The 17,999-nt window shown below is 67.4% G+C and carries 18 protein-coding genes; 12 read left to right on the forward strand and 6 right to left on the reverse strand.

Going from position 1 to position 17,999, the window contains the following annotated elements:
• Positions 1–9: 9 nt before the first annotated feature.
• From CKW28_RS03655 to CKW28_RS03665, 3 genes are read left to right on the forward strand one after another with little or no spacing between them, the layout of a single operon-like run.
• Complete coding sequence (locus CKW28_RS03655) at positions 10–795, forward strand: enoyl-CoA hydratase/isomerase family protein (RefSeq protein WP_003926407.1); 786 nt, start codon at positions 10–12, stop codon at positions 793–795.
• A complete protein-coding gene (locus CKW28_RS03660) occupies positions 792–1,838 on the forward strand; it encodes a phosphotransferase family protein (RefSeq protein WP_003926406.1) in 1,047 nt (348 codons plus the stop codon). The genes CKW28_RS03655 and CKW28_RS03660 overlap by 4 nt, the downstream gene beginning before the upstream one ends.
• 27 nt (positions 1,839–1,865) lie before the next feature.
• The gene (locus CKW28_RS03665) at positions 1,866–3,149 is read left to right on the forward strand and encodes an acyl-CoA dehydrogenase family protein (protein ID WP_003926405.1); all 1,284 of its coding nucleotides are present in this window, start codon (positions 1,866–1,868) and stop codon (positions 3,147–3,149) included.
• Positions 3,150–3,237: 88 nt separating this feature from the next.
• Here the strand turns inward: CKW28_RS03665 and CKW28_RS03670 are convergent, their stop codons facing one another.
• Positions 3,238–4,011: an SDR family NAD(P)-dependent oxidoreductase gene (locus CKW28_RS03670; protein ID WP_040547202.1), complete on the reverse strand. Its 774-nt coding sequence runs from the start codon at positions 4,009–4,011 to the stop codon at positions 3,238–3,240.
• A gap of 162 nt (positions 4,012–4,173) precedes the next feature.
• Positions 4,174–4,995: a TetR/AcrR family transcriptional regulator gene (locus CKW28_RS03675; RefSeq protein ID WP_050811994.1), complete on the reverse strand. Its 822-nt coding sequence runs from the start codon at positions 4,993–4,995 to the stop codon at positions 4,174–4,176.
• A gap of 363 nt (positions 4,996–5,358) precedes the next feature.
• Between CKW28_RS03675 and CKW28_RS03680 the strand changes: the two genes are divergently transcribed.
• The 9 genes from CKW28_RS03680 to CKW28_RS03720 all read left to right on the forward strand — a co-directional run bounded on the left by CKW28_RS03680 (position 5,359) and on the right by CKW28_RS03720 (position 15,270).
• The gene (locus CKW28_RS03680) at positions 5,359–6,228 is read left to right on the forward strand and encodes a mycofactocin-coupled SDR family oxidoreductase (RefSeq protein ID WP_003926402.1); all 870 of its coding nucleotides are present in this window, start codon (positions 5,359–5,361) and stop codon (positions 6,226–6,228) included.
• 14 nt (positions 6,229–6,242) lie between these two features.
• A complete protein-coding gene (locus tag CKW28_RS03685) occupies positions 6,243–7,703 on the forward strand; it encodes an aldehyde dehydrogenase family protein (protein ID WP_003926401.1) in 1,461 nt (486 codons plus the stop codon).
• A 191-nt stretch (positions 7,704–7,894) separates the two neighbouring features.
• The gene (locus CKW28_RS03690) at positions 7,895–9,130 is read left to right on the forward strand and encodes a CaiB/BaiF CoA transferase family protein (RefSeq protein ID WP_003926400.1); all 1,236 of its coding nucleotides are present in this window, start codon (positions 7,895–7,897) and stop codon (positions 9,128–9,130) included.
• A gap of 87 nt (positions 9,131–9,217) precedes the next feature.
• Entirely contained in the window at positions 9,218–10,237 is a 1,020-nt protein-coding gene (locus CKW28_RS03695) for a Rieske 2Fe-2S domain-containing protein (RefSeq protein WP_003926399.1), read from the forward strand.
• Positions 10,238–10,415: 178 nt separating this feature from the next.
• On the forward strand, positions 10,416–11,627 hold the full coding sequence (locus CKW28_RS03700) for a cytochrome P450 (RefSeq protein WP_003926398.1): 1,212 nt from the start codon (positions 10,416–10,418) through the stop codon (positions 11,625–11,627).
• A 49-nt stretch (positions 11,628–11,676) separates the two neighbouring features.
• The gene (locus CKW28_RS03705) at positions 11,677–11,898 is read left to right on the forward strand and encodes a ferredoxin (protein ID WP_050812048.1); all 222 of its coding nucleotides are present in this window, start codon (positions 11,677–11,679) and stop codon (positions 11,896–11,898) included.
• A 106-nt stretch (positions 11,899–12,004) separates the two neighbouring features.
• Positions 12,005–13,621: an AMP-binding protein gene (locus CKW28_RS03710; protein WP_003926396.1), complete on the forward strand. Its 1,617-nt coding sequence runs from the start codon at positions 12,005–12,007 to the stop codon at positions 13,619–13,621.
• A gap of 94 nt (positions 13,622–13,715) precedes the next feature.
• Positions 13,716–14,468, forward strand: coding sequence for an enoyl-CoA hydratase (locus CKW28_RS03715; RefSeq protein ID WP_040547200.1), 753 nt, complete (start codon positions 13,716–13,718; stop codon positions 14,466–14,468).
• A 40-nt stretch (positions 14,469–14,508) separates the two neighbouring features.
• The gene (locus CKW28_RS03720) at positions 14,509–15,270 is read left to right on the forward strand and encodes a Mut7-C RNAse domain-containing protein (protein WP_003926394.1); all 762 of its coding nucleotides are present in this window, start codon (positions 14,509–14,511) and stop codon (positions 15,268–15,270) included.
• Here CKW28_RS03720 and CKW28_RS03725 read toward each other — a convergent pair.
• The 4 genes from CKW28_RS03725 to CKW28_RS23955 all read right to left on the reverse strand — a co-directional run bounded on the left by CKW28_RS03725 (position 15,254) and on the right by CKW28_RS23955 (position 17,964).
• Positions 15,254–15,739 (reverse strand): hypothetical protein, encoded by a 486-nt coding sequence (locus CKW28_RS03725; RefSeq protein WP_003926393.1) that lies wholly within the window; start codon positions 15,737–15,739, stop codon positions 15,254–15,256. The two genes, CKW28_RS03720 and CKW28_RS03725, sit on opposite strands and share 17 nt — an antisense overlap.
• Positions 15,740–15,870: 131 nt before the next feature.
• Positions 15,871–16,374 carry a hypothetical protein gene (locus tag CKW28_RS03730; protein ID WP_197700612.1) on the reverse strand — a complete coding sequence of 168 codons (504 nt, stop codon included), beginning with the start codon at positions 16,372–16,374 and terminating at the stop codon, positions 15,871–15,873.
• Between the two features lie 15 nt (positions 16,375–16,389).
• Positions 16,390–17,682, reverse strand: coding sequence for an alpha/beta hydrolase (locus CKW28_RS03735; protein WP_003926391.1), 1,293 nt, complete (start codon positions 17,680–17,682; stop codon positions 16,390–16,392).
• 138 nt (positions 17,683–17,820) lie between these two features.
• Positions 17,821–17,964, reverse strand: a complete 144-nt coding sequence (locus CKW28_RS23955; protein WP_110844435.1) for a hypothetical protein — start codon at positions 17,962–17,964, stop codon at positions 17,821–17,823.
• Positions 17,965–17,999 lie beyond the last annotated feature (35 nt).

A 17,999-nucleotide genomic window follows, 5' to 3' on the forward strand; every position in this document is an offset into this window, starting at 1 on the left:
TATCAAAATATGGACTACGGACGCTTCGCCCCCACACTGCTGGTGACCAAGGACGGCCCGGTGCGGATTCTCACCATGAACCGCCCGGACGATCTGAACTCGTTCAATGATGATCTGCACAGTGCGATGCGGCGGATCTGGGATGCGCTCATCGACGACGTGGACGCGCGAGCGGTGGTCCTGACCGGGGCCGGTCGTGCGTTCAGTTCCGGCGGCTACCTGCCCAACTTCGCGCGGAACAACACCGATCCGGTGGCGCGCCGCAAGGATATCCGTGAGGCGGAGCGGCTGGCCAAGGCCATGCTCGAATGTGAATTGCCCATCGTCGCCGCGGTCAACGGACTCGCGGTCGGACTGGGCGGATCCCTGGCCGTGATGTCCGACCTGGTCGTGATGGCCGAGGACGCGTTCATCAGCGATCCGCACGTCAGCGTCGGGTTGGTCGCCGGCGACGGGGGAGCGCTCACCTGGCCGTTCATGATGAGCATGCTCAAGGCCAAGGAGTACATCCTGCTCGGGGAACGCATCACGGCGTCCGAGGCGGAGCGGTTGGGCCTCGCCAACCGGGTGACGCCGCGCGAACGGGTGGTCGAGGAGGCGGTGGCCCTGGCGCATCGGCTGGCCGATCAGCCGGCGCAGGCGCTGCGCGACACCAAGCGCGCGATGAATCTGCACCTGCTCAACGCCGCGAACATGATCCTGCCGTTCGCGCTCGCGACGGAGTCGGAGACGTTCGCCAGTGAGGATGTTCGGCGAAGTGTCGAGAAGTTCCTCAGCAAGGATGCCTCCCGATGACCGCAGCGCGATCGGACACGCCCGGTGAGGAGCTGGTTTCCGTTGCGGCACTGGATGACTGGTTGGATGATCGGCTCCCCGGATCCGGGCCGCTGACGGTCGAGCGCATCACCACCGGTCATTCCAACGAGCTCTTCACCGTCAGCCGCGGCGGTCCCACCTGGCTGCTGCGCCGGCCGCCACGGGTCAAGAACGCGCCCACAGCGCACGACATGGTGCGGGAGTATCGGGTGCTCACGGCGCTGGAAGGCACCGATGTGCCGCACGCGACCCCGCGGGGGTTGTGTGCGGACCCGGACGTCATCGGGGCGCCGTTCTACCTGATGGACAAGCTGGCCGGGGTGCCCCTCTATCACGAGTTGCCGGCGTCGTTGGCCGGCGAGCGGGTCGCCATCGCCCATGCCGCCATCGACGCACTGGCCGCCCTGCACCGACTGGACTGGCGAGCCGCCGGTCTCGACGGTTTCGGAAAACCGGACGGCTACACCGAACGTCAGGCGGCCCGGTGGGGCAAGCAGTTGAAGTCCTATGCGTTCCGGGAGCTGCCTGAACTCGACGAGGTGGCCGCGTGGCTGGACGAGTCATGTCCCGGTACCCGGGGATCGGCGTTGATCCATGGGGATTACGGCCTGCACAACCTGCTCTACGCACCGGAGCCGCCGGTGCGGATCCTGGCGGTGGTGGACTGGGAGACGTCGACGATCGGTGATCCGCTCGCCGATCTGGGCTATTTCCTGGCCAGCTGGTTGGAGCCGGACGAGGTGGCGCAGTGGGGTGAGCTCGGGTCCCCGCACGGCGTGGCCGGCAACCCCAGCCGCGCGGAACTGATCGAGCGCTATGCGCGCAAGAGCGGAATCGATGTGACCGCTGACGATCTGGTGTGGTACCGGGTGTTCGGACAGTTCAAGCTCGCCGTGATCTTCGAGGGCTCGTACGGACGTTACGTGCGGGGCCAGTCCGCCGATCCGTTCTTCGCCTCGCTGGAACGTCGGGTACCGCTGCTGGCCAGGCACGCCCTGGCGATCGCCGCGGGCGAAGCCTGAGACAAGCCCCGAGAAGAAAGGTCCAGTATGTGGGATTTCGCGACCGAGCCCGAGGTCGAGCGAGAACTGGAGTGGATCCGCGAGTTCGTCAAGGAGGAGATCGAACCTCTCGAGACACTCGATCTGGATGACGCCGCGATGACCCGGGCGATGGAGCCGCTCAAACAACAGGTCAAGGACCGGGGACTGTGGGCGGCGCATCTACCGCCGGAGCTGGGCGGCCAGGGCTTCGGTCAGGTCCGGCTGGCGTTGATGCACGAGATTCTGGGCCGGTCGCATCTGGCGCCCATCGTGTTCGGCAACCAGGCCCCGGACTCCGGTAATGCCGAACTGCTGGCCGTGGCCGGCACGCCCGAGCAGAAGCGCCGGTGGCTGGATCCGCTGCTGGCCGGGACGATCCGCAGTTGTTATGCGATGACCGAGCCGGGCGCCGGGGCCGATCCGACGATGCTCACCACCACCGCTCGATTGGCAGGCGATGAGTGGATTCTGAACGGCCGCAAGTGGTTCGCGTCCAACGCTTCGATCGCCGACCTTTTCATCGTCATGGCGGTCACCGACCCGGAGGCGGCGCGCCATCAGCGGGCCTCGATGTTCCTGGTGCCCGCGGGCACCCCCGGTCTGGTGGTGGAGCGCGATATCCCCACCATGGAGCATCCCTATCCGCGGCCCCCGGTCTACGGCAACCACGCGGAGGTCTCCTTGACCGATGTGCGGGTGCCGGCCGAGAACCTGCTGGGCGAGCGGGGACGTGGATTCGCGTTGGCGCAGACCCGGTTGGGGCCGGGGCGCATCCACCACTGCATGCGGTGGCTGGGACAGAGCGAACGCGCACTCGAGATGCTCTGTGAGCGGGCGGTGTCGCGCACCATCCATGGGTCGCTGTTGTCGGAGAAGCAGATGATCCAGGACTGGGTCGCCGAGTCGGTCGCCGAACGTCAGGCCGCGCGGCTGATGACCCTGCACGCCGCGTGGAAGATCGACACCGAGGGCGTCCGCGGTGCGCTCACCGAGATCGCGATGATCAAGTACTGGGGTGCGCGGGTGCTCTACAACGTGATCGACCGGGCCATTCAGCTGCACGGGTCGCTGGGCTACAGCTGCGACATGCCGTTGGAGTTCATGTATCGGCAGGCCCGGGCCGCACGGCTCTACGACGGTCCTGACGAAGTCCACAAGGTGACCGTGGCACGGCGCACCCTGCGAGAGTTCGAGCCACGGGAGGTTCCCTCCGAGCACATTCCGACGCGTCGGGCCGCGGCGCGGGAGAAGTTCGCGCATCTGCTCGCCGAAACCGCCGCGAACTCGTAACGGGCCGCGTGACGGGTGCGTCGCCGGTCGCCGACAGACAGAACCGCCCCGGTGTGTGCCGGGGCGGTTCTGCTGTGTGCGGGGACGGTCAGCGGGGCGCCATCCGGATCGCACCGTCGAGCCGGATGGTCTCACCGTTGAGCATGCCGTTCTCGATGATCGCCATGGCCAATTGGGCGTATTCGTCCGGGTCGCCCAGCCGGCGTGGATGGGGGATCGACGCCGCGAGATTCTCCCGGACGGGTTGCGGGACCCGCGCCAACAGCGGTGTGTCGAAGGTGCCCGGCGCGATCGTGCACACCCGAATCTGCTTGGACGCCAGGTCTCGAGCGGCCACGATGGTCATGCCGACGATGCCGGCTTTCGAGGACGCGTACCCGGTCTGACCGATCTGGCCCTCCCACGCCGCGACCGATGCGGTCAGGATGCACACGCCACGGTCGTCCTCCGGGGAGCCCGACGGCTCGTTACGGGCCATCGCGGCCGCGGCGAGGCGCAGCGTGTTGAAGGTCCCGACCAGGTTGACGTTGATGATGTCGACGTACTCCTCCAGCGATCCGGGCTCTCCGGCGCGGTCGAGGACCCGTACCGGACCACCCCGGCCCGCACAGTGCACCAGCACCCGCAGGGGGCCCCGTTCCACCGCGGCGTCCACCGCTTTCTGCACCTGGGCCGCATTGGTGACGTCCGCCGCGACGAAAACCGATGACCCGCCGAGGTCGTCGGCCACCGCGTTACCGGCGGCACCCGGCAGGTCCACCACGACCACATGTGCTCCGGCCTCGGCAAGCCGCTGGGCGGTTGCCCGGCCCAACCCGGAGGCGCCGCCGGTGACGATCGCGCTGGCGCCGTCGATATTCACGTTGTTGTCTCCCCTCACGCTGTGTGTTCGCACTGGATCTCGGGCAGGCTGGACGCCCGCCACGGTGAGAATAGAACCTACCCAGTAGTATGATCAAACGGGGTGAACCAGCCTGAGGCGGCGCGAGGTGACGGCTGAGGGTCTGAGGGGTGCGGACGTGGGCTAATCGGCTTTGGCCCCGGTGCTCGCGGCCCGGGTGCTCCTGGCCCGGGTCTTCCCGGGCTCGCTGTTCTTGGTCTGGGTGTTCCTGCTCTGGGAGTTCTTGGTCCGGCTGTTCTTGGTCCCGGTGTGCTTGCTCGGAGCCTTGGGGTTCGGTTCCACGGTGGGCTTGAGCCCGTGGGTGACGAACTCGGCCATCGACTGGGCGATGCGGCGTTTCTGGGCCTCGGTGTCGTCGGCCCGCGGGTTGTACCACATGCTCATCCAGTTGAGCGCTCCCAGCACCGCCTTCGCCATGAGGAAGGAGTCCTTGGCCTGAAACTCGCCTGCGGCCATTCCATCGGCGATGACGTGCTCGAACTGCGCCTCGTACTCGTGCCGGAGTTTGAGGATCTCGTCGATGTCCTCTTGACGGGTGCGGCCTTCGCTCGCGAGTCCCATGTCGGTGTGGCGGGCCGCGAGCCGCATGAAATTGGCTCCGGTCATCATCAGCATCGCGTGCGCTTCGGCCATCCGGTAGAGCCGGTTGACCGCCGGTTCCCCGTTGTCGACGATGCCCTCGAGGCTGGCGAAGGCCAGCTCGAGGGCTCGCTTGTGGATGCCGATGAAGATCTCGCCCTTGGTGCGGAAGTAGTGGTAGACGCGGCCCTTGGTGGCCCCGAGCCGGTCTGCGATGTCATCGATGGATGTCGCCGCGTATCCGCGGCTCGTGAAGGCGTCGGCGGCGGCGACGAGCACCTCGTCGCGCCGTTCCACCTGACGCGCGTTCAGGCGGCGACGCGGAGCCGGGGTGCTCGAGTCATTGGGCCCGCTGGAGTCGACCACACCAAGTTTCCTCTCACCGCAAGCTTTCGGACGTCACGGTCTTGCCCCGATGCGGCCGTCGCTCGGGGGACTGGATGGCCGAGTGGGCGGCAATCCCCGTAAAGCTGGCCCGCCTCACCTCAATGTACTGCCGGGTAGGTTGCCGGGTCAATTTCCCGCGCCGAGTGGTCGTCCACGGATCTCGCCGCGTCGGCGCCCGGTGGCCGGCCGTCGCGGCCCCTCGGGTGGGGCGACTCCGGCCACTGTCATGGCCGGAAAGTGATCTGGGTCTTGTCGAACCGGCATCGAGGGCATATTGTATTCAACATACTAGGTAGTATGTGATGTGCTCCCCGGCACACGGGGGCCAGTGGAAGGAGTCATATGGCGGGGCGTGTCGCTGGCAAGGTGGCCATGATCACCGGCGGAGGACGGGGCCAGGGTCGGTCGCATGCGGTCCGATTGGCCGAGGAGGGCGCGGACATCGTGCTCGTCGATGCGTGCACCACGATCAACGATGCGGTGACGTATCCGATGGCGACGCGCGAGGATCTGGAGCGCACTGCCGAACTGGTGCGGAAGACCGGTCGACGGGTGCAGACCCACGTGGCGGATGTCCGGGATTTCCCGGCGCTGAAAGCCGCGGCCGACGCGGCGGTCGACGAGTTCGGGGCGATCGACATCCTCTGCGCCAACGCCGGGATCATCTCCTGGCACTGGTCGTGGGAGATTCCCGAAAGTGCATGGGACGACGTCATCGACGTCAATCTCAAGGGGGTGTGGAACAGCGTCCGCGCGGTGGTGCCGCACATGATGAAGGACCGGCGGGGTGGTTCGATCGTGGCCACCAGCTCTGCCGGCGGAATCCGTGGCCTGCCCTACACCGCCCACTACGTCGCCAGCAAGTTCGGCGTCGTCGGGCTGGTCAAGTCGTTCGCGAATGAGCTGGGGCAGTACAACATCCGCGTCAACGCCATTCACCCCGGCACCGTCCTCGGGGACGGCGAGTTCGCGAGCGCGATGGGCACTCTCGATCCGGTTCCGCGCAAGTTCTTCGGTGACTACCCCGAGTACGCCCCCAACCCCGGTCACTTGCGGGATCCCAACGCCGACGACTCGGTGCGGCATGCCCCGCGCCCGGGAACCGATACCCGCGACATCTCCGAGGCGGTGTTGTGGCTGGCTTCTGACGCGTCCCATTTCGTCACCGGCATCTCGTTGCCGGTCGATGACGGCCAGGTCAATCGTCAGTGAGACAAGGAGCCAATGTGACGACGACGGAAAACCGGCTCGTTTCGGAGATTCATCTGGCGGGGCGCCGGCTCGCCGAGGGATCCGCAGGTGTCTACGAACATGTCAACCCCGCCACCGGGAAGGTGCAGGGAGAGGTTCCGCTGGCCGGCCCCGCCGAGGTCGATGAGGCCGTCGCCGCCGCGCAGGAGGCCTTCAAGGAATGGCGAAAGTGGCGGCCCGAGGACCGTCGCCGGTTGCTGACCCGCATCGCCGAGCGGATTCGCGCCCATGAGGACGAACTCGCCGTCCTGCAGGCCCGCGAGAACGGATTGCCGGTCTCGCAGGGCAAGGCGGTGCTGGTGCCGCACGGCGCGGGCTGGTTCGAGGCGGCGGCCGGCTGGGCCGACAAGCTCGAGGGCGCGGTCGTGCCGACGACACCGGGTGAGACGGTGGACCTCACCCTGCTCGAGCCCATCGGTGTCGTCGCGGTCATCCTGACCTGGAACGCCCCGATCGGTGGTTGGGGTATGTGTGTGGCGCCACCGCTGGCGGCCGGATGCTGTGTGATCCTCAAACCGTCCGAGCTCGCGCCGTTCACCTCCAGCTTCATCGCCCGGATCTGTGAAGAGGAAGGTATGCCGCCGGGTGTCGTCACCGTGCTGCCCGGCGGGCCGGACGCCGGCGAGGCGTTGGTGCGGCATCCCGGTGTGGCCAAGGTGAGCTTCACCGGCGGTGGGCCGACCGGGCGCAAGATCGCGGCCGCATGTGGCGAGCAGCTCAAGCCGGTGCTGCTGGAACTGGGTGGCAAATCCGCCAACATCGTGTTCCCGGACGCCGACCTCGCGAAGGCGGCGGAGACCGCGGCGTCGGTGATCTTCTCGGCAGGCCAGGCCTGCACCCTGCCGACACGCATTCTGGTGCACGAGTCGATCTACGACGAGTTCACCGCGATGGTCGCCGGGGCGCTGGGTCAGATCCCGCTCGGGGATCCGCTCGATCCCGCGACGATGATGGGTCCGGTGATCAGCGAGGCGGCCGTCGAACGGATTCTGAGAACGGTGGACGAAGCCACCCGGGACAACGGCGCGGAACTCCTGACGGGCGGCAGCCGCGCAGGTGGCGAGCTCGCCTCCGGCTATTACATCGAGCCGACATTGTTGGGCAACGTCTCACCGACCAGCGAGGTCGCCCAGAACGAGGTGTTCGGCCCGGTGACCGCCGCGATCCGGTTCTCCGATGAAGAGGAGGCCGTGGCGATCGCCAACGGCACCCCGTACGGGCTGGCCGGCTATGTCCACACCCGGGACGTGTCACGGGTGCTGCGACTGGCGTCCGCTCTCGAGGCCGGCACCGTTGCGTTCAACGGTGCGGGTGCCCCGGCAGGACCGGGTGCACCGTTCGGCGGATACAAGGAAAGCGGTTACGGCCGCGAGGGCGGCAAACTCGGTGTCCTGGAGTTCGTCCAGCACAAGACCGTGTCGGTGGCGCTTTCCTGACAGGGGGCACACGATGTCATCCGCGCCGGCCGCGACCATCTGCGGCCGGCGCGGTCATCTGGACGAATGCGACGTTCGCGCAACAGATTTCGATGATGATAAAGGAGACGTGGTGCACACCGGCCATAGAAAGAAACTACTCAGTATGATATTTTCGGCCGCATGAGAGTACGGGTTCGAAGGATCGTCGAATGAGCCGTCTGCTGGCCGGTATCCGGGTGCTGGAATGCGGCGCGCTGTTGAACTGTGACACCGTCGGTATGCGCCTCGCCGACATGGGCGCGGACGTCATCAAGATCGAACAACCCCCGTTGGGGGACTACCTCCGGGACATCAACGGTGTGCTGGCGCCCGGCTGCAGCCCGGTTCATCTCCATGTGAACCGGGGTAAACGATCCATCGCGCTCGATCTCACCGAACCCGCGGACCTGGATGTCTTCTGGCGCCTGCTGGACACCGCCGATGTGTTCGTCGACGGGCTGACCGCGGGAGCGGCCGACCGGCTCGGTATCGGCTACGAGGCGCAGCGCGCACGGCGTCCGGACATCGTGTACTGCCAGTACACCGGGTTCGGCGCCAGTGGACCGTACGCCTCGGTGCCGACGCACGGTCAGATGATGGATGCACTGGCCGCCGGGCAGCCCCGGGCGCTCGACGGAGACGGCTTCATGAGCCCGTTGACCACGGGTGGGCCCAACGGCAGCTCGGGTGGTGAGGGCACCGCGGCCGGTGCGATGCATGCGACCACCCACATCCTGGCCGGCATCATCCACCGGGACCGGACCGGGGAGGGCTGCTATATCGACGTCGCCGCGAGCGACGCCGTCGTCGCGCAGGCCTGGGGCACCGTGGCCAGCGCGCTCAATGCCCACCGTGTGATCGACCCGCAGAACATCCCTGAACAGGTTCAGGGCGGCGTCTATCGCGGCGCGAAATACCAGTTCTACGAGACCGCGGACGGGCTCGTGGTGTTGTTCTGCGCCATCGAGCATCGATTCTGGGACGCGTTCTGCCGAGCGACCGGACGGACCGACCTCATCCACCGCAAGAATGAGGACACCCCGGTGGACTTCGGCCACGACGACGAGCTGCGCCGCACCCTGCAGGAGATATTCCGCACCAGGACGCAGGCCGAGTGGATGAAGCTCGCGGTCGAGGAACGGATTCCCATAGGTCCGGCGCCGCGTGACTTTCACGAGATGCGCCGTGATCCCCACGTGTCGCACCGCGGAATCATGCTCGAAGCCGAGCACCCGGTCGCCGGTCGGTTCACCTGCACCGGCGAGGGGGCGATCGTCGCCGGACAGCCGTTCGTTCCCCGGCCGGCTCCCGCCTACGACGAGCACGGTGCGGAGATCCGGCGAGAACTCGACGAACGGGCCCGTTCCACAACGAAATCCGACGGTCGGCAGGTGTTGCGTGGTTAGCCGGCACCGGCCGGGCCATCTCCGGAAAGGAGTGTCAGAGATGAGGTTCGAGGCTCACCGAGCCGTTGCGGGACGGGTGATGCCGCGATGATCGCCGGTTTCCCGCACACCCGTGTTCCGACCGGCTGGTATCAGATCGGTTGGTCATTCGAGTTCCCGGTCGGGGAGGCCCGGCCGCTGCGCTACTTCGGCGCCGACTTGGTCGCCTACCGGGGTCACTCCGGGAATGTCGTGGTGCTCAACGCGCATTGCCTGCACATGGGGGCTCACCTCGGCCATGGCGGGGTCGTGGTCGACGATGAGATCGAGTGTCCGTTCCACGGCTGGAGATGGGACGCGGAGGGCCGGAACACCCACATCCCGGATGGGTCGCCGCCCAAGCGTGGCCAGCACACCATGCGGTGCTGGTCGGTCGCCGAGAACTGTGGTGTCGTGCTGATGTGGTACGACGCCGACGGCGGAAAACCGACCTGGGAGGTTCCCCAGCTGATCGAGGATCCCGATCGGTACTACCCGATCGACCGCGCATCGCGGTACTGGTCGGTGCGGGTGCACCCCCAGATGGTGTCCGAAAACGCAATCGACAGTGCGCATTTCACCTATGTGCATCGAGCCGGCTCGAATCCGGTCATCCTCGACATCGATGACCGGGGCCCGATCCTGCACGTGTCGCAGGAGATGGAGTTCGGCAGCCGGAAGAAATCCACCTGGCTCACCCCGGACGGACCGGTCAAGGGTTCACTCGAGATCGACTTGTTCGGTCTCGGTCTGTCGCACACCCGCTTCGCCGGGGCGGATGAGGCCTACACCTTGGTGGGCGTCACCCCGATCGACGGCGAGACATCGGCCTACCGGATGACCAACTGGGCCCTGCGCAACACCGACGGCGACGAACCCGACGAGCTCGCGCGGCGTCGCATCGAGGAGCAGTTCCGGCAGGCGGAACGGGACTTCGTGATCTGGGAAAACATGATCTACATCGACAAACCTCCGCTGATGCGCAGCGAGACCCGCGCCTACCGGGCGTTTCACACCTGGGCCGAGCGCTTCTACACCGGCTCCGGCGCAGATGCGCGGGCGGCAGATGTTCGCGCCGGGAAACGCTGACGCCGGGACGAAACATCGGTATGAAAAGTGAGGTGTGCAATATTTGGAAATCCTAGTGACGTACTACTCAGTATGATAACTTTGTGATCCGGACAGCCTGCCCGCAATCAGCCTCGGGCGACGCCAGGGGCGTCGGCCGGCGGGCAACTTTCACCGAAAATCCGAAAAGGAGCAGCTGATGACGGCATCGGATGTCACAGTCTCGCCAGCGGACTATGACCCGGCGGACCAAGAGGGTCTGCAGGACCCGCAGCCGATGTATCGGGCCCTGCGCGCGGCGCGGGTGGCCTACAGCGAGAAGCAGGAAGGTGGTTTCTACGCCCTCGCGCGCTACGAGGACGTGCACGGTGCGGCGCGCGACTGGCAGACCTTCAGCTCGGCCGACGGGATCACCCTCCCGGCGGTCGGCAACCCGGAGCCGTTCATCCCGATCGAGGTCGATCCGCCGCGGTTGCAGGAGTACCGTCGCATCCTGGCCCCGTTGTTCACTCCGGCGAAGACCAAGGAGATGGTGCCCGAACTGCGCCGGATCGCGCGGGAGATCATCGACGACATCGCGAAGCGGAACTCGTGTGAGTTCGTCGACGAGTTCGCCTACATGTATCCGACGGTCGCGATGTACCGTTCGCCGTGGATGGGTGAACCGCTGGAAGGGGAGAAGTTGGACCCCGAAGGGTCGGACGACTGGGCCCAGAATCTGCGGGACTCCGTCCGGACGTTCATCCACGGCTTCGGTGAACCGTCGGCACGGATCGCCGGCCTGATCATCGAGTATTCCAAGAAGCTGCTCGAACACCGGCGAGCCAACCCCGCCGACGACATCCCGACCTATCTGTTGAAGGCCGAGATCAACGGGCGGAAGCTGACCGAGGCGGAGATGCTGAACACGCTGCTGCTGCAGTTCAACGCGGGTCCGCCGACCACCGGGGCGTTCCTGAGCGGCGCGTTCTGGTTCCTGGCGCAGCGTCCCGACCTCCAGGAGGTGCTGGCCGGCGATCCGACGAAGATCCCCCTCGCCATGGAGGAGTTGCTCCGTTATCTCGGCCCGACGCAGGTCTCGAAGCGGACGACCACCCGGCCGGTGACCGTCGGCGGCACCGAGATCCCGGCGAAGTGTCCGGTCGGCCTGGTGTGGGCCGCGGCCAACCGCGATGAGGCGGAGTTCCCGAATGCCGAAGAGTTCGTGTTGGATCGCTTCCCCAACCGCCATATCGCGTTCGGGATGGGCGTACACCGCTGCATCGGTTCGAACGTCGCCCGTGCCCTCATCCAGATCTCGCTCGAGGAATGGTTCCGCCAGATTCCGAAGTTCTCGATCCGGCCCGGCTCACCGACCCCATGGGATGTCGGGATCTCCCGGAATCTCCAGAATCTGGAGTTGGTCTGGTGACCCGGAAGGGCGCTCATGCAATGAGGTTGGCGCAATGAAAGAGGAGAGCATGGATACCACGACCAAGGTGGGCCGGCTGTATGTGGAGGTCGACCAATCCGTTTGCCAAGGGCACGCGCTGTGCCATCGGGCGCTGCCGGAGGTCTTTCTCAGCGACGACGAGACTGGGCTGTCTTACACCACGAACGAGCCGGTGCCACCGGAACTGGAGGACGAGGTGAAGGCCGCGGCGTCGAACTGCCCGGAGCGGGCCATTCGTCTCCGCAGTTAGCGACATCCGTCGCCCGTGGATCCTCGCCCGCCGCCGGGCGAGGATCCACGGGTGTTTCCGGCCTGACGCCGGACGGCCGAACCTTCACGAACGAGACGGGGAAACAATGCACTGGATTGAGGATTCCAGCCGCGAGAACGTCGCCGCGGGACGCGCGCTGGCGCTGCAGGCGGACGCGATCGGGGATGCGCCGTTCCTGGCGTCCGGCGATCGCCGCTACAGTTACGGCGAGGCCAACGAGACGGTGAACCGGTACGCGAACTCACTGCGTGCGCTCGGAGTCGAGGCCGGAGACCCGGTGGCGATGCTGATGGACAACAGCCTTGAGTTCGTGTTCACCGCACTCGGGACCAACAAGCTCGGGGCGATGTGGGTCCCCACCAACACGAGTTATCGGGGGGAATGGCTGGCCCGCACCTTCGTGGACGGAGGCGCCAAGGTGCTCGTCGTCGATGAGTCGCTGCTCGACCGCGCCACCGACAACGGGCTGGCCCGCCGCTTCGAGCGGGTGGTGGTCAACGGTGACCCCGCGGCGATCGCCGACGAGGCGGTGCGGCAGCGGGCGGTCGCACTGGCCGACTTCGCCGAGGGGGCAGGCACCGAGGTGACCTCGAGTGCCGACGCGGCCACCATCTCGTCGGTGATGTGGACCTCCGGGACCACCGGGCGTTCCAAGGGAGTCATGCAACCGTACGGGGCCTGGTACGCCGCGGCGCGGATCTTCGCATCGGCCCGCGACCTGGCGCCGGGAGACGTCCTGTACTGCTGCGTCCCGCTGTTCAACTCCGGCGGCTGGTCGCTCAACGTGTTCCAGGCGCTGTACTCCGGCCTGTCGATCGCGATCGACCGGGAGTTCTCCGTCTCCCGGTTCTGGGATCGGGTCCGCCGCTACGGCGCAACGCAACTACTCACGCTCGGTTCGATGCACATGTACCTCTGGCAGCGAGAGGAGCGCGACGATGACGCCGACAATCCGGCGCGGGTGGCCGGCCTGCTGCCGCTCCCGGCTGAGATACGCGAGGCGTTCCAGAAGCGGTTCGGGCTCGAGAGGATCTGGCGAGGCTACGGTCAGAGCGAGATCATGCCGCTGTCGGTGTCGACACCCGAGCGCGAGGGGAATCCCGCCGGCGACGGCTTTCCCCGTCCCGATGTCGAGGTGGCACTGTTGGACGAGAGGGGGCGTGAGGTGCCGGTCGGTGAGGTCGGGGAGATCTGTGTGAGGCCGCGGCGGCCGGACGTGATGTTCCGTGGCTACTACAACAACGAAGAGGGCACCGCGAAAGCCTGGCGAGACGGCTGGTATCACTCCAATGACCTCGGCCGGTTCGACGAAGCCGGCGAGCTGTACTTCGTCGACCGGGCGTCGGACTACATGCGGCACAAGGGCCGCAACATCCCGTCGCTCGAGCTCGAGGAACTGATCGGTCGCCATCCCGCGGTCTATGAGGTTGCCGCACACGGTGTTCCGTCGCAGGATCTCGCCGAAGAGGACGAGGTGAAGATCTGCGTCATCCTCCGGGAGGGGCACGAGCTGGAGCCGGAGGAGCTGATCCGGTTCATCAACGAGCGGGCGCCGTACTTCATGGTTCCGCGCTACGTCGAGTTCGTCACCGAGTTGCCGCACACCCCGACGGGCCGGGTGCAGAAATTCAAGCTGCGGGAGCGCGGTGTCACCCCCGATACGTGGGACCGGGAGGCGGCGGGGCTGGTGCTCGAGCGGTAAGGCATCCGAGGAGAGACGACCGCGGCCGGTGCGGGCGGTCGGTGGTGGTGTCGGCCCGGTGCTGTGGGCCGCTGAAACGAGGTGAAGTAGAGCCGTGTCCGATCCAGTTCTGATGGCTGTCGAAGAGCGTGTCGCGGTCATCACCGTCAACGACCCGGAACGCCGGAACGCGGTGACGTTCGAGATGTCCGAAGCGCTGCGCGCCGCGGTCGCCCGCGCGGAGGCCGATGAGGCTGTGCACGCGGTGGTCGTGACCGGCGCGGGGCGGGCATTCTGCGCGGGCGCGGACCTCGCCGCGTTGCGGACAGCCACCGAAGACGACCTGCGCCGGTTGTACGACGGTTTCATCGCGGTGGCCCGATGCACTCTGCCGACCGTCGCGGCGGTCAACGGTCCCGCGGTGGGTGCGGGACTGAACCTGGCGTTGGCCGCCGATGTGCGGATAGCGGGGCCGACAGCGGTGTTCGATCCCCGGTTCCAGAAGCTGGGTATCCATCCGGGCGGTGGCGCCACCTGGATGCTGCAGCGCGCGATCGGCCCACAGGCGGCCCGGGCGTCGTTGCTGTTCGGTCTGGGGTTCGACGCTGAAGCCGCGGTCCGGTCCGGCCTCGCGCTGAAGATCGCCGAGGATCCGGTGGCGGCCGCCCGGGAGTTGGCGGCCGGGCCGGCGGCGGCACCGCGCGATGTCGTCGTGGCCACGAAGGCATCGATGCGGGCGACGGCGAATCCCGGCGTCCCCGACACCGAGCAGCACATGCGGGCCGTCGACACCGAACTCCCTCCGCAGGCGGCGTCGATCGCCGCACCTGCGTTCGCCGAGCGGATCGCCGCCGCTCTCCGGCGCTGAGCGGCTGTCGGCCACCCATCCTTGTCAGGCACCATGAGGTATGGCCGGATATGTCGAGGTCCGGGCGTACGCCGAACTGAACGATTTTCTTCCGCCCGAGGCACGGGCGGTGACCGTGCGGCGACCGTTCCAGCCCCATCAGACCGTCAAGGATGTGCTGGAAGCGATGGGGATCCCGCACACCGAGGTGGATCTGATCCTGGTCAACGGGGATCCGGTGGATTTCCCGCACCGGCCGGCGGCGGGGGACCGCATCGCCGCGTACCCGGTGTTCGAGGCGCTCGACATCGGACCGACCGCCCGGCTGCGGCCGGTCCCGCTGCGCGATCCGCGGTTCGTCGTCGATGTCAACCTGGGGCGGCTGGCGCGGCTACTGCGGCTGCTCGGGATGGACGTGTGGTGGTCCAGCACCGCCGGCGACAGGGAGTTGGCCGAGATCAGCGCGGCCCAGCAGCGGATTCTGCTGACCCGCGACCGCGGGCTGCTGAAGCGGCGCGCGGTGACACACGGTTTGTTCGTCCGCTCCGATCAGCCCGAGCAGCAGGTGATCGAGGTGGTGACCCGGTTGGACCTGGGCGCGCGGCTGGCGCCGTTCACCCGGTGCATGCGCTGCAACGGAATGCTGGTCGCGGTCGGCAAGGATGAGGTGCACGACCGGCTGGAGCCGCTGACCCGCCGGTACTACGACGAGTTCGCGCAGTGCACGGACTGCGATCGGATCTACTGGCCGGGCACCCACCACGCCCGCATGCTGAAACTGGTCGAGCGGCTGCGGGCCGGCATGGTCACCGCTGGGGCGTGAACCGGATCGCGGCGATCCGTTCGCGGCGGGCGGCCTCGGCGAACTCCTCGACGGTCGGAATCCGTTGCTCGCGAAACGTCATGCCCAGCATGCGTTGTGCCCTCTTCACCCCGTTGGCCTGGGCGGTCTTGTGGCACAGTTGTGCGACCGTCGCGGGATCCTGGATCAGCTCGCCGCGCATGGTCCGGGTCTGGCGGTCGTGCAGTATCTCGGCCCGGGCGCCGTCGCGGAAGTTCCACTTCCACCCCGCACTGGAGATCGCGTAGAGATCGCCGTCGATCCAGTGGGCACTCAACGGAATCGAGTACCGCTTGCCGCTCTTGCGTCCGGTGACGTTGACGACCATGAATTCCTTGCCGGCGCCGCCCAGCAGCGGAGTCCGCAGCAGTGTGCGCAGGATCGGGTTGATGACGCGCAACACGGGTTCCGGCGGGTGCGACAGCGTGACCGCATGGCTCTGTTCTGTCATGGGTCAACGGTAGGGGCGTGGTGTTCAGGTGTCGAGAGACAGCCCAGAAAGAGAAGCCCAGAAAGAGAAGCCCCAGAAAGAAGAGCCCGGAACGAACACGAAACCGGCCGGACCCGCGCCCAGTTTCGCGATCACCCGGGCCGCACCATGGCCCGGGCGCCGGACGCCGCGGCGGTCGCGGACAACACATGCCAGACGCCGTGCCACTGCCACCAGCTGTCCGGGCTGCACAGCGGCGAGCCGGTGCGGCCCGCCAGATGGGCGGCCACCGCCAGCGCGAACACCGCACCTGCACCGGCCCACACCCGCCACCGTCGCCGCCCGGTGCGGAGCAACGCGAACGTATACACCACCGCCACCGCGAGGATCGGCCAGTCATGCGCCGGTTGCGCCCACGACGGCTGCGGGCCGTGGTAGGCGAAGCTGTCGATCCCGACGGTCAGCAGCACCACGCCCGCCGTGCCGGCCAACAGCGAGTCCGCCGGTACCGCCCAGGTGAGCACCAGCCCGGCCGCGATCAGATACGCCAGGCTGGTGACGGCCAGCACCGGTTGGGCCAGCACGGCATCGACGAGGCGTTCACAGTCCGCGCCACCCATCCCGGCTGCGGGTGCTGCACGCAGGAACGCCGTCATGGCCGTCGGTCGCCGTCAGCGTGGTGCCGGCTGCGCTCTCGGCCCTTCCCCGAGCACGGTGTTGGCGTAGATCTCGGCGAGGAACTGTTCCACGGCGACCGCGGTATGCGCGGCCCGCGCTGAGCCGAAGATGTCGAAAGCGTGTTGTGCCAGGGGCAATTCGGCGTACACCACCGGCTGGGTGCTGACTTCGCGCAGCCGCCGCACGAAGTCTCGGCCCTGTTCGACCGGCACCAGCGAGTCGTTGCGGCCGTGCAGCACGAAAAACGGTGGAGCGTCGGCGGAGATGTGGTTCACCGGGGACGCACTGGCATAGGTCTCCCGGTTCGACGAGTGCGGTTGTTTGATCACCCAGCGCTCCAGCAGCTCGGGCATCGACGGGTGCATCGCGTCGTCGAACCGGGTGAAGTCGTAGACGCCGTAGAACGGGACCGCCGCCTGCACCCGGGTGTCGGCGTCTTCGAAACCGGGCTGGAACCGGGGGTCGTTGGGGGTGAGCGCCGCCAGCGACGACAGGTGTCCGCCGGCCGAGCCGCCGGTGATCGCGAGGAAATCCGGGTCGCCGCCGTAGTCGGCGATGTGCTCCTTGACCCAGGCCAGCGCGCGTTTGACGTCGATGATGTGGTCCGGCCAGGTATTGCGCGGGCTGTGCCGGTAGTTGATCGCCACACAGATCCAGCCCAGTTCGGCGAGGTGGCTCATCAACGGATGCGCCTGACCCCGCTTGTTGCCGGTGGTCCACGCCCCGCCGGGAATCTGGAAGAGCACCGGCGCCTTGCCGTTGCGGTCGAGGTCGGGGCGCCGCCAGATGTCCAGATGGTTGGCGCTGCCGTACGGCCCGTAGCTGATGTCGCCGTCGTGGGCGTAGTCGCGGTAGATCCGCAGCATCCGCACCGCACCGGGGGTCTTGGCGGTGCCGCCACCGGCGGGTCGGCGCCACAGCCCCTCGGAGTCGGTGCGACGGTGCAGGCCCAGGCCGTTGTCCAGGGCGGCGGTCAGGGTGCGGTCCGCGCGGTGGCCGGCCCGGTTGAAGTTGAGCAGGCCCAGCGCCGACACCGCGGCCGCCGACCAGGCGAAGATCCGCACCCGCCGAGTCAGCCCCCGGCTGGTCAGCGCCAGCCCGCCGACCTGGCTGGCCAGGGTCTGCAGCGGAAACTCCGACACCACCAGGCCGAACCCCCAGGCGAAGATCGACGGATACCCCTTGCTGAACAGGGGCCGGTAGCCGTTGACCGTCGACGCCAGACTCAAGAGGGCGGCCAGGATCGCCGCGATCTGCCGGGCCAGGTGAACGATCCGATCTCGCATGCGGTCACCTTACGGCGACGGAACACCTCTTCCGTCCACCCGCCCACGTTTGCGTAACGCCATGGCGGTTCCGGGCGCTCATTTCCGCCACTGCGTTACGCAAATGTCTCTGCCGCCGGGTGCCGGCAGGCGCCTGCGCTACTGGTGGCGCTTCTTGTGCAGCACCGCCTCGGTCTGGCTCGCGGCGGCGTTCGCGGCCTTGGCCCGCTTCTCCGCGCGTTTCTCCTTGAGGGATTTGCCGGACTTCTTGGACATCGTCTGTCGTGGAGATTTGTCGGACATCGTCGGCCCTTCGATAGCGGGGCCTGATTGGTCCC

The sequence above is a fragment of the Mycolicibacterium thermoresistibile genome (genome assembly GCF_900187065.1).
In the GTDB taxonomy this organism is placed as follows: Bacteria; Actinomycetota; Actinomycetes; order Mycobacteriales; family Mycobacteriaceae; genus Mycobacterium; species Mycobacterium thermoresistibile.

Excerpts from the sequence above, each read along its gene's own strand:
- CKW28_RS03680 (WP_003926402.1), top strand. The coding sequence starts at position 5,359 with ATGGCGGGGCGTGTCGCTGGCAAGGTGGCCATGATCACCGGCGGAGGA.
- CKW28_RS03660 (WP_003926406.1), top strand. The coding sequence starts at position 792 with ATGACCGCAGCGCGATCGGACACGCCCGGTGAGGAGCTGGTTTCCGTT.
- CKW28_RS03690 (WP_003926400.1), top strand. The coding sequence starts at position 7,895 with ATGAGCCGTCTGCTGGCCGGTATCCGGGTGCTGGAATGCGGCGCGCTG.
- CKW28_RS03720 (WP_003926394.1), top strand. The coding sequence starts at position 14,509 with ATGGCCGGATATGTCGAGGTCCGGGCGTACGCCGAACTGAACGATTTT.
- CKW28_RS03735 (WP_003926391.1), bottom strand. The coding sequence starts at position 17,682 with ATGCGAGATCGGATCGTTCACCTGGCCCGGCAGATCGCGGCGATCCTG.
- CKW28_RS03695 (WP_003926399.1), top strand. The coding sequence starts at position 9,218 with ATGATCGCCGGTTTCCCGCACACCCGTGTTCCGACCGGCTGGTATCAG.
- CKW28_RS03710 (WP_003926396.1), top strand. The coding sequence starts at position 12,005 with ATGCACTGGATTGAGGATTCCAGCCGCGAGAACGTCGCCGCGGGACGC.
- CKW28_RS23955 (WP_110844435.1), bottom strand. The coding sequence starts at position 17,964 with ATGTCCGACAAATCTCCACGACAGACGATGTCCAAGAAGTCCGGCAAA.
- CKW28_RS03655 (WP_003926407.1), top strand. The coding sequence starts at position 10 with ATGGACTACGGACGCTTCGCCCCCACACTGCTGGTGACCAAGGACGGC.
- CKW28_RS03730 (WP_197700612.1), bottom strand. The coding sequence starts at position 16,374 with ATGACGGCGTTCCTGCGTGCAGCACCCGCAGCCGGGATGGGTGGCGCG.
- CKW28_RS03725 (WP_003926393.1), bottom strand. The coding sequence starts at position 15,739 with ATGACAGAACAGAGCCATGCGGTCACGCTGTCGCACCCGCCGGAACCC.
- CKW28_RS03700 (WP_003926398.1), top strand. The coding sequence starts at position 10,416 with ATGACGGCATCGGATGTCACAGTCTCGCCAGCGGACTATGACCCGGCG.
- CKW28_RS03665 (WP_003926405.1), top strand. The coding sequence starts at position 1,866 with ATGTGGGATTTCGCGACCGAGCCCGAGGTCGAGCGAGAACTGGAGTGG.
- CKW28_RS03705 (WP_050812048.1), top strand. The coding sequence starts at position 11,677 with ATGGATACCACGACCAAGGTGGGCCGGCTGTATGTGGAGGTCGACCAA.